Origin of the sequence: Methylobacterium sp. CCH5-D2 (assembly GCF_001556475.1) — a bacterium.
GTDB lineage: Bacteria > Pseudomonadota > Alphaproteobacteria > Rhizobiales > Beijerinckiaceae > Methylobacterium > Methylobacterium hispanicum.
In genome coordinates this window covers 1-13,183 of sequence record NZ_LSIX01000954.1, presented here as the reverse complement: position 1 = coordinate 13,183, position 13,183 = coordinate 1, and the positions used below count along the sequence as shown (strand labels likewise).

Genomic DNA, 13,183 nt, shown 5'->3' with positions numbered 1-13,183 from the left:
GCGGGCGGCAGGGCTGTGCGGTCGTGCTGCGCGTCCAAGTTCATCCGAACTCCTCGATCTGTTGCGTGTTTCACGGCCCAGCTTGGGTAAACGCCAGGATCCGTGGGGCAACCCGCCCCAGGACATGGCTCGCGCCGCCCGACGGGGCTTGCGCGCAGAGCCGCGGACCGCCGCGGAGCGTCGGCGCTGCGCCGCCGCTACAGCCTGAACGGGCGACCGATGCGATAGCGGGGGCGCGGTCGGACCGGGCGGGCATCGGCAAGGGGACGTCGGAACGGGCATGAGTGCGGCATCCGAGTGGCGCGCAGCGCGCAACCTCAAGGCGCGCGCGCGGCTGGAGCGGTCCCTGCCGGCGATCTTTCCGGCGCCGGTGCTGCGGCACGCTCTGGCGCGCCCGCTGACCCCGCCGACGCCGCGCCTCGCCGTCGAGAGCTACTGGCGCACCCATGTGCTGCGCGCCGACGGGCTGGCCCGGGCGCTGGCGGCGCGCTCGGGGACCCCGGAGGGCTGGGCCTGGCGGGCCGGGCCGGAGGCCGCCGCGGGCTTCCGGATGCCGCCCGCCCCCTTCCGCGAGGCGGAGCACGCCCGCGGCCCCGGCACCTGCTGCGTCTGCGGCCAGCCGGTCTACCGCTTCGGCTGGCATCGCGACCTCTGGGGTGCGGGGACCTCCAATCGCAACGCCCGCTGGCACGCCGCCTGCGTCGCGGCCTGGAAGTTCTGGGTCGCGCCGAGCGATCAGGTGAAGCTGCTCAAGGCCCGCCAGCGCCACCGCTGCGCGGCCTCCGCCAAGCGCCTGCTGCGCACCGCCGAGGTCGATCACCGGGTGCCGCTCTACCGGGTCTGGCGCGAGCACCGGGAGCGGCCCTGGCCGGAGCTCCTCGGCTTCTGGGGCCTGCCGAACCTGCAGGTCGTCAACCGCGCGAGCCACGCGGCCAAGTGCGGCGAGGAGGCCGCCGAGCGGGCGAGCGCGCGCCGCGCCGTTCCGCTCCTGCCCTGAGACCCCGCCCGATCCGCCGCGGTCGCCCATCCGGTGCCCGTGGCGGGCGCGGTGCGAGGTCGCGCACGGAAACCCGTGCGGGGTGTTCGGCATTGCACGGCTGAGCGTCGCTGCGGGACCGGTCCCGCGCGGCGGCGGGCGCCGGGACCGACCCGGGGCCGGACCGGGGAGACGGCCATGGTGTTCCGCTCAGAAGATCCGCCCCCGCCCGGCAACCTCAGGGTCGACACGCCGCCCGGCACGGAGCGGCCGACCACCGCCATGCTGAAGGGCGACATCGATTCGGGACGCACGGGCGACAAGGTCCCGCACTACGATCCCGGCCTCTCGCAGCTCGGCACCGACGACGAGGCCGCGGGCCGCCCGCCCTCCCCGGAGCGGATCGCCGCGGCGCGCGCCAGCGAGGCGGCCAGGCCAGGCGTGCGGGCCTCGGCCGACCCGCACGGGCGGCGCGGCTGGGTGATGCCGGCCTTCGTCGCCTTCATCGCCGCCGCCGCCGCGACCATCGCGCTGGTGCTCTGGCTCTCCCCGGCCTGACGCCGCCCGGAATGCGGGACCGAATCCGGCCCGGCAGGGTTCAGCGCGCGAAGTAGGCCGCCAGCACTCGGCGGTAGATCGCCGTGAGGCGCTCCAGGTCGGAGACGGCCACGTACTCGTCGACCTGATGCATGGTCTCGCCGACGAGGCCGAACTCGATGACCGGGCAGGCATCCTTGATGAAGCGCGCGTCCGAGGTGCCCCCCGTGGTCGAGAGCGCCGGGCGGCGGCCGGTCTCGGCCTCGATCGCGTCGGAGACGAGGTCCACGAAGGCGTCGGGCCGTGTCAGGAAGGCCGGTGAGTTCGAGGGCAGCAGGTCGAGGGTGTAGCGCACCGCCTCGCCCGCCGCCCGCGCCAGGCGCGCGCGGATCTCTGTCCCGAGCGTCTCGGCGGTCCAACGGTCGTTGAAGCGGACGTTGAAGGTCGCCCGCGCCTCGGCCGGGATCACGTTGGTGGCCGGGTTGCCGACGTCGAGGGTGGTGAATTCGAGGTTCGAGGCGTCGAAATGCGCGGTGCCGCCGTCGAGCGGCTCGGCGAGCAGCGCGCGCGCCAGTTGCAGCATCCCGGGGATCGGGTTCTCGGCCCGGTGCGGGTAGGCGACGTGGCCCTGGCGCCCGTGCACCGTGAGTGTGCCCGTCAGCGAGCCGCGCCGGCCGATCTTGATCATGTCGCCGAGCGCGGCCGGGTTCGTCGGCTCGCCGAGCACGCAATGGTCGAAGCGCTCGCCGCGCGCCCGCGCCCAGTCGAGGAGCTTCACGGTGCCGTTGACCGCCGGCCCCTCCTCGTCCCCGGTGATCAGGAAGACGATCGAGCCCGCCGGCCGGCCGTGCTCGTGCAGGTGGGCCAGCGTCGCGGCGAGCCAGCAGGCGATGCCGCCCTTCATGTCAACGGCGCCGCGCCCGTAGAGCATGCCGTCCGCCACCGCGCCGCCGAACGGGGCGTGCCGCCAGCGCGCCGCCTCGCCCGGCGGCACCACGTCGGTGTGTCCGGCGAAGACGAGGCAGGGCGCCTGCGTGCCGAGGCGGGCGTAGAGGTTCTGGATGTCCGGGGTGCCGGCTTCCGAGAAGACCGGGCGCTCGACCGCGAAGCCCGCCTCCCCCAGCAGGCGGGCGAGGAGATCGAGGGCGCCGCCCTCCTCCGGGGTCACCGAGGGGCAGCGGATCAGGGCCTGGGCGAGGCCGAGGGCGTCGGGAGGCGTGACAGGGTCCGACATGGCAGGGTCCGACATGGCAGGGTTCGCGGGGCGGCCGGCGCGGCGTCCCACCCCTCTAGGAAGACGGGCTCCCGCGCGCCAGCCGGATCAGGGACGCAGCGCCCAAATCCGCGTAAAACCGTGAAATCACGGTCATCCGTGCAAGCCCGGGTTTACGGATGTTGTGTTGTCATCGCCACCGTACCACCCGACGACAGACCTCTCGCCCATGACGTCCGCCGACGACCGTGCACGCCGCGATCAAGCCGATCCGGGTCGGCGCGCCGCGGTGCGCGTCGCGGCGATGATCCCGGCCTCGGCCCTGCTGCCCGACGGCACCGCCCAGGTCTGCGTGATCCGCGACATCTCGACGGGCGGCGCCCGGCTGTCGATCGCCCGCCGCCACCTCCTCGCCGAGACCTTCCTGCTCCGGGTCGCCGGCTTCGAGAACCCGTTCCGGGTGCGCAGGGTCTGGCAGCGCGGCGACCTCGCCGGCGTGATGCTCGAACTCGGCCGGGGCAAAGAGGCCCCGGCGCCCCTCACTTCACCATCGCAACCTGCGCGTCCCCCGTCCGGCGCAGCACGCTGACCGTCACGTCGTCCTGGTGTCGCTGCAGGCGCAGGTCGAGGCGGCTCGCCCCGAGCTTCAGGTTGTAGATCGAGATCCCGTCGAGGAAGGGCGGCAGGATCGGGTTGCGGAAGCGCACGCGGTTGCGCCCGTGATCGAGCTCCATGCCGAGGCAGGCGGCCAGGAACGCGAAGGGCGCCGCCGCCGCCCAGGCCTGCGGGCTGCAGGCCACCGGATAGGAGACCGGCCCCCGCTGGCGCCGCCGCATGAAGCCGCAGAACAGCTCCGGCAGGCGCTTCGAATCCTGGTAGAGCGAGGTCTCGAACATGCCCTGGAAGATGCGCGCGGCCTCGGGCTTCAGGTCGTAGCGGGCGAGCCCCATCGCGATCATCGCGTTGTCGTGCGGCCAGATCGAGCCGTTGTGGTAGGACATCGGGTTGTAGCGCGCCTCGCCGCGGGCGATCGTGCGCACGCCCCAGCCGTTGAACCCGTCCTTCGAGAGCAGGTTCTCGGCGACGCGGGTCGCCCGCTCGGGCAGCGCGATGCCGGTGAAGAGCGCGTGGCCGGCGTTCGACGAGCGCACCGCGCATTGCTTCTTCGCCCCGTCCAGCGCCAGCGCGTAGGTGCCGATCTCCTCGTTCCAGAAGGCCGCGTCGAACTTTTCGCGCAAGGTACGCGCCTCGTGCGTCAGCGTCTCGGCGAGATCGTCGTGGCCGAGCATCGCGGCGAGCTTGGCCATGCCGTTCTTGGCGGCGTAGACGTAGCCCTGCACCTCGCAGAGCGCGATCGGTCCCTTGGCGAGTTGCCCGTCCGCGTGGAAGATCGAGTCGTGGCTGTCCTTCCAGCCCTGGTTCTCCAGCCCCTTATCGGTGTCGCGGGCGTATTCCACGAAGCCGTCGCCGTCCCGGTCGCCGTAGGTGTTCATCCAGGCGAGCGCGAGCTTCAGGGCCGGCCAGACCTTCGCGATGGTCTCGCGGTCGCCGGTGACCGAATAATATTCCCAGGCCAGCATCACGAAGAGCGGCGTGCCGTCGATCGTGCCGTAATAGTGCCGGAACGGCACCTCGCCGAGCATCGCCATCTCGCCGCGCCGCGTCTCGTGCAGCACCTTGCCGGGCTGGGCGTCGGCGGCCGGATCCACCGCCTTGGCCTGCGTGGCCGCGAGGTAGCCGAGCACGCCCCGGGCGAAATTCGGGTCGATCCAGAGCGCCATCATCGCCGTGATGATGCCGTCGCGCCCGAACACCGTGGAGTACCAGGGGATACCCGCGAAGGGGTAGATCCCCTCCGGCGTGCGGCTCGCCAGCATGTAGAGGTCGGCGGTGGCCCGGCAGGCGCCCTCGTTGAACTGGTCGTTCGAGGAGATGATCGTGGTGATGCCCGCCGTCAGCGCGCGCTGGTCGCGGCGCGTATCCCGGTAGGCGCGGGCGAAGATCGTGCCCTCGGAGAGTCCCTTGGGCGGCTTGGCATGGCTGCTGCCGGCCGCGAGCGAGAGCTTGGCGGCGGCATCCTCGCCGACCTGCTCGGCCGCGGGCGCGCTGGTGAAGGCCTTGTGCGCCTCGAACACCACGCGGATGAAGAGCGAGGCGCGGCCCCCCGGCGGCAACTCGACCTCGAACACGGCGCGGCCCGGCTCCAGGCTCTTCGGCTTCGGACCGAAATGCAGGGACGTGGTGCGCACGATCTCGTCGAGGCCGACGTAGCGGAACTGGACCTCGGTCCCGCTCGCCACCTGCACGGCGCGCTTGCCGCGGCGCTCGCGGTCGGTGCCCCGCACCTCGAACAGGTCGCGGTAATCGGCGTCGAACGCCACCGCGATCTTCAGGGTGCGGTGGCGCGAATCGTAGGAGCGCAGGCCGATCCGGTCGTAGCAGGCGCCGCGGAACAGGAACTTGGTGCGCTCGATCGCGATCACCTCGCGGGGGATCGTGGTCTCGTCGTGCGCGTCGAGGCGGATGTCGGGGGTCGTCATGTCGACGCTGAGCGCGCCGTTGTCGTCCTGCATCACCGAGGACAGCATCAGCGGGCGCTGGTCCTCGATCGTCAGCTCGAGCCGCGAGAGGTAGCGGGTATCCTGGAAGTACACGCCCTCCGGCCCCGGCTGCACGCCGATATCGCCGTAGGCGTCGAGCACAGCGAAGGATTCACCGAACTTCAGCGAGCGCAGCGGCCGTTCCGTCAGCGAGGTGTGGGCCTCGATGTGGTAGGGCGGCAGCACCTCGTCCGCGTCCTGGAAACCGCGCAGGGCGGCTTGCGTCACAGCTTGCACCTTCGTCACGCTCTCCGCCATGCGCTCAGCTCTCCGGTTCGGGTCTGTGTCGAGGATGCGAATCGACAGGGCCGCCGCATCGGGCGATGCGGCGGCCCTTGTGACCGTCTGAGTTAGGCGGTTCCGCGGCGTCGGCCAGAGTGAATCGCACCCCGGCGGACGTCTTTGCGAAACCCGTGCCGGCCAGCCTTCAGGCCGGCACCGGTTGTCAGACCGGCACCGGTTGTCAGACCGGCATGGCGGCGACCGAGATGCCCGGGCGCGCGGTGCCGTTGAGGTCGCCGAGGTTCGGCGTGAAGGCCGCGGCCTTCGGCATCCGGATCACCTCGCCCTGGCGGGCGATCAGCTGCTCGTAGGCGGCGACGTACTTCTTCACCATGCACTCGGCCGTGAAGGCCGTCTCGAAGTGCTGGCGCACGCCCGCCCGGCTCATGGTCTTGACCTTGGCGACGGCGGCGACCGCGTCGTCCATCGAGTCGCAGAGCACGCCGCCGACGCCGTCCTTGATCACCTCGGGGACCGAGCCGTTCCGGAAGGCGATCACCGGCGTGCCGGCCGACATCGCCTCGATCATCACAAGGCCGAAGGGCTCCGGCCAGTCGATCGGGAAGGCGAGCGCCAGCGCGTTGCCGAGGAAGTCCTTCTTCTGCTCCTCGTTGATCTCGCCGATATACTCCACCAGCGGGTGGTGGATCATCGGCTCGATCACCTCGTCCCAGTACTCCTGGTCGGCCTTGTCGACCTTGGCGGCGATCTTGAGCGGCGTGCCGGAGCGGATCGCCATCTCGATCGCGCGGTCAGGGCGCTTCTCGGGCGAGATGCGGCCCAGGAAGGCGAGGTAGCCGCCCTTGGACTCCGGGTAGTACGGGCAGTTCTCCTTCGGCAGGCCGTGGTGGATCGTCGAGATCCAGTTCACGTCCGGCGGCATCGGCAGGCGCTGGTTGTCGGAGATCGAGACCAGCGGCATGCCCGTGAAGGTGCGGTAGACCGGCATGAAGTCCGGCACGTCGAGGCGACCGTGCATCGTGGTGACGCACTTGTGGTTCAGGTCCTCGAACATCGGGTACTGGAGCAGGTCGATGTGGAAGTGCAGGATGTCGAACTCGTGCGCCCGGCGATGGACCTGATGCAGCATCGCGAGGTGGCTCGCGGTGTGGTCGCGGTAGCCGAGCAGGCGCAGGCCCTCCGGCGTGCAGGCGGCGAGCTTGGCGCTCGTCTGCGAGTCGCCGCTGGCGAACAGGGTGACGTCATGGCCCTGGCGGACCAGCTCCTCGGTGATCCAGCTGACGACGCGCTCGGTGCCGCCGTAGAACTTCGGGGGCACGGCCTCCGAGAGCGGAGCGATCTGGGCAATGCGCACGAAAGTGTCTCCTGTGAAGGCCGGAATGTTGCGGGGATCTAACCCGGTCGGGCCTGAGTGGGACATGAACAGAACGGACGGCCAAGGTTTATGGTTCCGCACCGCCGCGCCCGTCACGCCGCTTTTGTGCGCTGCGCAACGCCCTCCCCGCTTTCCCCGCAGCGCGGGGCGCCCTACCCTCCGGAGCTTGGGCGTTTCGCACCACGCCGCTTTCCCGGACGCCCGGAGCGATAGCGGAGGGTGATCCGGGACCCAGCACGGTAAGCCGCGAAGCGTCCGAACTTGCGCCGGCGCATGAAGGTGGCGCCGCTTCGCGGCCCTTCATTCTCTGGATCCCGGATCACCTTCCACTGCGTTCCAGGCGTCCGGGAAAGGGCGGAGCCCGGTGGGGAGCGCCCGTTCGGCCCACCTTCGCGCGCCCATTGATGCGGCGTCTCGTTTCTGTCATAAGCCGCCCCGCGTCGAACCGCCCGGCCGTAGGGCTGCCGTGGCGGCTCGTGCTGCTCCACCAGAAGCAACTTCGCGCAAACCTCCCCGGATCACCGGACGGAGGGCATTGCGCATCGGAGAGCCAAATGCCCAAGCTGAAGACCAAGTCGGGCGCCAAGAAGCGCTTCAAGATCACCGGCACCGGCAAGGTGATGTACGCCCAGGCCGGCAAGCGCCACGGGATGATCAAGCGGACCACGAAGCAGATCCGCAACCTGCGCGGCACCACGACCCTGTTCGAGGGCGATGCCGCCAACGTGAAGAAGTACTTCCTGCCCAACCAGCGGTAAGTTCTTCACCACCCGAGCGATCTGTCTTTTTCGTAATCCAGGAGATACCCCATGGCCCGCGTCAAGCGCGGCGTGACGAGTCACGCGAAGCACAAGAAGGTTCTGAAGGCCGCCAAGGGCTACTATGGCCGCCGCAAGAACACGATCCGCATCGCCAAGCAGGCGGTCGAGAAGGGCATGCAGTATGCCTACCGCGACCGCAAGAATAAGAAGCGCACCTTCCGCGCCCTCTGGATCCAGCGCCTCAACGCCGCGGTCCGCGAGCACGGCCTGACCTACTCGCGCTTCATCGACGGCCTGGCCAAGTCCGGCATCGTCGTCGACCGCAAGGCGCTCTCGGAGCTCGCCATCCACGAGCCGGCGAGCTTTGCCGTCGTCGTCGAGAAGGCCAAGGCCGCCCTGCCGGCCGCCAAGGCCGCCTGAGCGACCCGCATCACGGATGCAGCAAAGGCGCGGCGCTCCCCGGGAGCGCCGCGCCTTTTCCGTTTTCGAAGCCGTCCCAGGGCGTTTGCGCGCTTGCGCGATCTCCGGCAAACGCGCAAACGCCCCGGCAACAGCGAACCGGCAGACCAGCGACACCCATGGCGACGACCGACCTCGACACGCTCGAACGCGATCTCCTGTCCCAGGTCGCGGCGGCCTCCGACGAGGCCGCCCTGGAGACCGTGCGCGTCGCCGCGCTCGGCAAGAAGGGCAGCGTCTCGGACCTCCTGAAGACGCTGGGCGCGATGACGCCCGACGAGCGCAAGGTCCGCGGTCCCCAGATCAACGGGTTGCGCGACCGGGTGCAGGGCGCGCTCGCCGGTCGCCGCGAGGCGCTGGCCGAGGCGGCCCTCGAGGCGCGTCTGGCCGCCGAGCGGGTCGACGTCACGCTGCCCCTGCGCGAGGCGCCGGACACGCGCGGGCGCATCCACCCGATCTCCCAGGTGATGGAGGAGATCACCGCGATCTTCGCCGATATGGGTTTCTCCGTCGCGGAAGGGCCCGACATCGAGACGGACGAGCTGAACTTCACGGCGCTGAACTTCCCGCCCGGCCACCCGGCCCGCGAGATGCACGACACCTTCTTCCTCGCGCCGGACGCGCAGGGGAAGCGCAAGGTGCTGCGCACCCACACCTCGCCGGTGCAGATCCGCACCATGCGCGCGAAGGCGCCGCCGATCCGCGTGATCATCCCGGGCCGGACCTACCGGCACGATTCCGACCAGACCCACACGCCGATGTTCCACCAGTGCGAGGGGCTGGTGATCGACAAGGCCGCCAACATCGCCAACCTCAAATGGGTGCTGGAGGAGTTCGCCCGAGCCTTCTTCGAGGTCGAGGCGGTGAAGATGCGCTTCCGACCCTCGTTCTTCCCCTTCACCGAGCCCTCGGCGGAGGTGGACATCCAGTGCTCCCGCAAGGGCGGCGAGATCCGCTTCGGCGAGGGCACGGACTGGCTAGAGGTCCTCGGCTGCGGCATGGTCCACCCGAACGTGCTGCGCAATTGCGGGCTCGATCCGGACGAGGTCCAGGGCTTCGCCTTCGGCGTCGGCCTCGACCGCATCGCCATGCTCAAATACGGCATGCCGGACCTGCGCCCCTTCTTCGAGGCGGACGTGCGCTGGCTCGACCATTACGGCTTCCGCCCGCTCGACGTGCCGAGCCTGGTCGCCGGCCTCACCGCCTGATCCCGCCGGCGGCTCCGGCCGCCGCCCGCGCATCCTGACCGGCGCGCCCGCGCGGCGCTTGGCCGAGGGACCACCCCGATGAAGTTCACCCTCTCCTGGCTCAAGGACCACCTCGACACCGGCGCCTCGCTCGACGCGATCGCCGAGACGCTGACCCGCATCGGGCTGGAGGTCGAGGGCATCGAGGACAAGGCCGCCGCGCTGAAGCCCTACGTGGTGGCGCGTGTGCTCACCGCCGAGCAGCACCCGAACGCCGACCGGCTGCGCGTCTGCACGGTCGATGCGGGCGACGGGCAGCCGCTGCAGGTGGTCTGCGGCGCGCCGAACGCGCGAGCCGGCATGATCTCGGTCTTCGCGCCCCCCGGCACCTACGTGCCGGGCAAGAACATCACCCTGTCGGTCGGCACGATCCGCGGCGTCGAGAGCCGCGGCATGCTCTGCTCGGGGGCCGAGCTCGGCCTCGGCGACGACCACGACGGCATCCTCGATCTGCCGGGGGACGCCCCCGTCGGCCAGCCCTACGCCCTCTACGCGGGGCTCGACGACCCGGTCATCGAGATCAACCTGACGCCCAACCGCCCGGACTGCACGGCGGTCTCGGGTATCGCCCGCGACCTCGCGGCGGTGGGCCTCGGCACGCTGAAGCGGGCGCCCGAGCCGCCGGTGCGCGGGGAAAGCCCCTGCCCCGTCCCGGTGACGCTCGACCTGCACGAGCAGCACCGGGACCTCGCGCCGCTCTTCGCGCTGCGCCTGGTGCGGGGCGTGAAGAACGGCCCCTCGCCCGACTGGATGCAGGCGCGGCTGCGGGCGATCGGCCTCCGGCCGATCAACGCGCTCGTCGACATCACCAACTACATGACCTTCGACCGCGGCCGGCCGCTGCACGTCTTCGACGCCGCCAAGGTTCAGGGCGGCCTCACCGTGCGCCTCGCCCGCGCGGACGAGAGCCTGAAGGCGCTCGACGGGCGCGAGCACCGGCTCGGGCCCGAAATGGTGGTGATCGCCGACGCGGCGGGCGTCGAGTCGATCGCCGGCATCATCGGCGGCGAGGCCTCGGGCTGCGACGAGACCACGACCGACGTCCTCATCGAGTCGGCCCTGTGGAACCCGCAGAACATCGCCCAGACCGGGCGGCGCCTCGGCGTGGTGACGGACGCGCGCTACCGCTTCGAGCGCGGCGTCGATCCGGCCTCGACGCTCCCGGGCCTCGACCAGGCCACGCGGCTGGTGCTTGAGATCTGCGGCGGCACGCCGACCGAGGCGACGGTCGTGGGCGAGGCGCCCGAGACCGAGCGGGTCATCGACTTCCCCTGGACGGAGGTGCGCCGGCTCGCCGGCCTCGACCTGCCGCGGGTCGAGATGAAGGTGATCCTCGAGGCCCTCGGCTTCCACGTGGCGGGCTCGGGCGACCGCGTGAAGGTGCTCACCCCCTCCTGGCGGCCCGACATCGAGGGCAAGGCCGACCTCGTCGAGGAGGTGATCCGCATCGCCGGCCTCGACCGGATCGAGGCCCGGCCCCTGCCGCGGTCCGAGAGCGTCGCGAAACCGGTCCTCACCCCGATCCAGAAGCGCACCCGGCTCGCCCGGCGGGCGCTCGCCGGCCGCGGCCTGATGGAGGCCGTGACGTGGTCGTTCATCCCGCACGCCGACGCCGAACTGTTCGGCGGCGGCGGGGCCGACCTCGTGCTGGCCAACCCCATCGCCTCGGAACTCTCCGACATGCGCCCGAGCCTCGTGCCGGGCCTGCTGCGCGCCGCGCAGCGCAACGCCGACCGTGGCTACCCGGACGCGGCCCTGTTCGAGGTCGGCCAGTGCTTCGCCAGCGACGCGCCCGAGGGCCAGAGCGTCCGGGCGACCGCGGTCCGCCGCGGCACGGCGGGCTTCACGGGGGCCGGCCGGAACTGGGAGGGCGCGGCCGCGACGGTCGATGCCTTCCAGGCCAAGGCCGACGCGCTGGCGCTGCTCTCCGCCCTCGGCGTGCCGACCGGCGGGCTGCAGGTCGTCGCTGGCGGACCAGCCTGGCTGCATCCCGGCCGCTCCGGCACGCTGCAGTTCGGGCCGAAGAACCAGGTCGGCCATTTCGGCGAGATCCACCCGCGGGTGATGAAGGCGCTCGACCTCAAGGGCACGCTGGTGGCCTTTGAGATCGATCTCGGCGCCCTGCCGCCGACGAAGCAGCGGGCGACGAAGACCAAGCCCGCGCTCGCGCTCTCCGACCTCCAGCCGCTCGCGCGCGACTTCGCCTTCGTGGTCGGCCGCGACGTGCCGGCCGGCGAGATCGTGCGGGCCGCGCAAGGGGCCGAGCGCAAGCTCGTCGTGGGCGTCGACGTGTTCGACCTCTACGAGGGCGCGGGCGTGCCCGAGGGCCAGAAGTCGGTCGCGGTCGCCGTGCGGCTGCAGCCGACCGAGCGCACGCTGACGGATGCCGAGATCGAGGCGGTGAGCCAGAAGATCGTGGCCGAGGTCGCGCGCAAGACCGGCGCGACCCTACGAGGCTGAACCGCGCCGCTCCCCGTCCGGGCGCCACCACGGTGCGGACAGGCCTCTCCCCGCGAGCGGGGAGAGGGGCCCCTCTACCAGTAGAACTGCAGCCGGCCGATGAAGGTGTCGGCGTCGATCGTGCGCCCGCCCGCGATGGCCGAGGGCGCGGCGTGGGAGCGGACGTAGTCGGCCATCAGGCGCACGTTGCGGTCCGGGTACCAGTTGAGCCCGACCGAGACGTCCCGCTCGATGCCGCCCCGCACGGGGCCGTCGTCGAGGTCGATGGCGCTGAAGCGGGCGGCGAACTCGAACACGCCGAACCCGCCGTTCGAGACCCGCTCCGCGTCGCCGACCCGGACGCCGGAGAAGATCGCGTAGGTGGTGCCGTACTCCGGCGTCAGCGCGTAGCGGCGCCCCTCGCCGTTGAGGACGACGCTGGCCTCGACGTAGCCGCCCTGGAAGCTCAGGGGCCGCGCGGCCCCGAAGCGCTCGACCTCCGTTCGGATGTACTCGGCCTGGATCAGGACCGGGCCGTGCCGGTAGGCCGCCTCCAGCCCGACGCGCCCGACGCTCGCGGCGTCCCGGATGTCGCCGGTGTTCACGAAGGGCCTGGCGAACAGGAAGGCCTCCGAGCGCGCGGAGAGCTGCAGCGGCGCCTCGTTGCGCGGCAGGCTCCGGTAGTTGCCGCTGACCCCGAGATGCAGCACCTGCGCGTCGGTGTTGATCGGCGCCGCGGTGAGGCGGGCGGCGGCCGAGACGCCCTCGCTGCGGATGTCCGTGTTGACGTTGCCGCCGAAGACGCCGACCACCGCCGTCCAGTTGCCCATCGTCCGGCCGATCGCGAAGCCGAAATTGCGCGCGGGCGCGAAGGCGTCGGCGAGCGAGCGCTCGGTGAAGACCGTGTTGTTGTCGCTGATCAGCTGGTCGAGGCTGAAGGGCTCCTTCATGTTGCCGAGCGTGAGGATCGTGTCGGGTATGCCCTTCCAGCCGATGGCCGCGTCGCTGATCGGGCGGGTCGGTTCGGCGAAATCGTACTGGAAGGCGAGTTCAAGCGTCCTGCCGAGGGTCAGGTAGCTCTCGATCCAGGAGCGGCGCACCGCGATGTTGTCGGAGAACGGCTCGGGCAGGCCCGGCTGCCGAAGGCCGGCCGCACCGAAATCGAGCTGGAGCCGGCCGCCGATGCGCAGCTTCGCGGCGTCGTCCGGGAAGGTCAGGGTGATGCCGCGCTCGTCGATCGTCAGGCGCTCGCCGTAGGGGCCGGCCAAGTCCCCGGCCTTCCCGGCGCCGACCTCGGCCGCGCGGGCGGGCAGGGCGGGACAGAGGGCCGCCG

11 protein-coding genes are annotated in these 13,183 nt (G+C 71.4%); 7 read left to right on the top strand and 4 right to left on the bottom strand.

The features are described from left to right. The first annotated feature begins 280 nt into the window (after nt 1-280). Together AX737_RS25790 and AX737_RS25785 are read left to right on the top strand one after the other, a co-directional pair. Nucleotides 281-997 carry a hypothetical protein gene (locus AX737_RS25790; protein WP_066926424.1) on the top strand — a complete coding sequence of 239 codons (717 nt, stop codon included), beginning with the start codon at nt 281-283 and terminating at the stop codon, nt 995-997. 177 nt (nt 998-1,174) lie between these two features. After that, a complete protein-coding gene (locus AX737_RS25785) occupies nt 1,175-1,534 on the top strand; it encodes a hypothetical protein (RefSeq protein WP_066926422.1) in 360 nt (119 codons plus the stop codon). A 40-nt stretch (nt 1,535-1,574) separates the two neighbouring features. Here AX737_RS25785 and dapE read toward each other — a convergent pair whose 3' ends face one another. Further along, nucleotides 1,575-2,747: a succinyl-diaminopimelate desuccinylase gene (dapE, locus tag AX737_RS25780; RefSeq protein ID WP_066926420.1), complete on the bottom strand. Its 1,173-nt coding sequence runs from the start codon at nt 2,745-2,747 to the stop codon at nt 1,575-1,577. Between the two features lie 208 nt (nt 2,748-2,955). Between dapE and AX737_RS25775 the strand changes: the two genes are divergently transcribed. Continuing rightward, nucleotides 2,956-3,315 carry a PilZ domain-containing protein gene (locus tag AX737_RS25775; RefSeq protein WP_066926418.1) on the top strand — a complete coding sequence of 120 codons (360 nt, stop codon included), beginning with the start codon at nt 2,956-2,958 and terminating at the stop codon, nt 3,313-3,315. On the opposite strand, the gene AX737_RS25770 is transcribed toward AX737_RS25775, so the two are convergent. Both AX737_RS25770 and AX737_RS25765 read right to left on the bottom strand, forming a co-directional pair. Next, on the bottom strand, nt 3,266-5,584 hold the full coding sequence (locus tag AX737_RS25770; protein WP_066926416.1) for an amylo-alpha-1,6-glucosidase: 2,319 nt from the start codon (nt 5,582-5,584) through the stop codon (nt 3,266-3,268). The genes AX737_RS25775 and AX737_RS25770 overlap by 50 nt on opposite strands. Nucleotides 5,585-5,789: 205 nt before the next feature. Next, the gene (locus tag AX737_RS25765) at nt 5,790-6,923 is read right to left on the bottom strand and encodes a glycosyltransferase family 4 protein (RefSeq protein ID WP_066926414.1); all 1,134 of its coding nucleotides are present in this window, start codon (nt 6,921-6,923) and stop codon (nt 5,790-5,792) included. A gap of 575 nt (nt 6,924-7,498) precedes the next feature. On the opposite strand from AX737_RS25765, the gene rpmI reads away from it, so the two are divergent. The 4 genes from rpmI to pheT all read left to right on the top strand — a co-directional run bounded on the left by rpmI (nt 7,499) and on the right by pheT (nt 11,871). Beyond that, nucleotides 7,499-7,702 (top strand): 50S ribosomal protein L35, encoded by a 204-nt coding sequence (rpmI, locus tag AX737_RS25760; protein WP_056244427.1) that lies wholly within the window; start codon nt 7,499-7,501, stop codon nt 7,700-7,702. Nucleotides 7,703-7,753: 51 nt separating this feature from the next. Continuing rightward, nucleotides 7,754-8,125: a 50S ribosomal protein L20 gene (gene rplT / locus AX737_RS25755; RefSeq protein WP_066926412.1), complete on the top strand. Its 372-nt coding sequence runs from the start codon at nt 7,754-7,756 to the stop codon at nt 8,123-8,125. Between the two features lie 158 nt (nt 8,126-8,283). Then, entirely contained in the window at nt 8,284-9,372 is a 1,089-nt protein-coding gene (gene pheS / locus AX737_RS25750; protein WP_066926406.1) for a phenylalanine--tRNA ligase subunit alpha, read from the top strand. A 78-nt stretch (nt 9,373-9,450) separates the two neighbouring features. After that, nucleotides 9,451-11,871 (top strand): phenylalanine--tRNA ligase subunit beta, encoded by a 2,421-nt coding sequence (gene pheT, locus AX737_RS25745; RefSeq protein ID WP_066926404.1) that lies wholly within the window; start codon nt 9,451-9,453, stop codon nt 11,869-11,871. A 74-nt stretch (nt 11,872-11,945) separates the two neighbouring features. Here the strand turns inward: pheT and AX737_RS25740 are convergent. After that, nucleotides 11,946-13,183 (bottom strand): porin (locus tag AX737_RS25740; protein ID WP_348626813.1); only part of this gene is annotated, 1,238 nt, incomplete at its 5' end.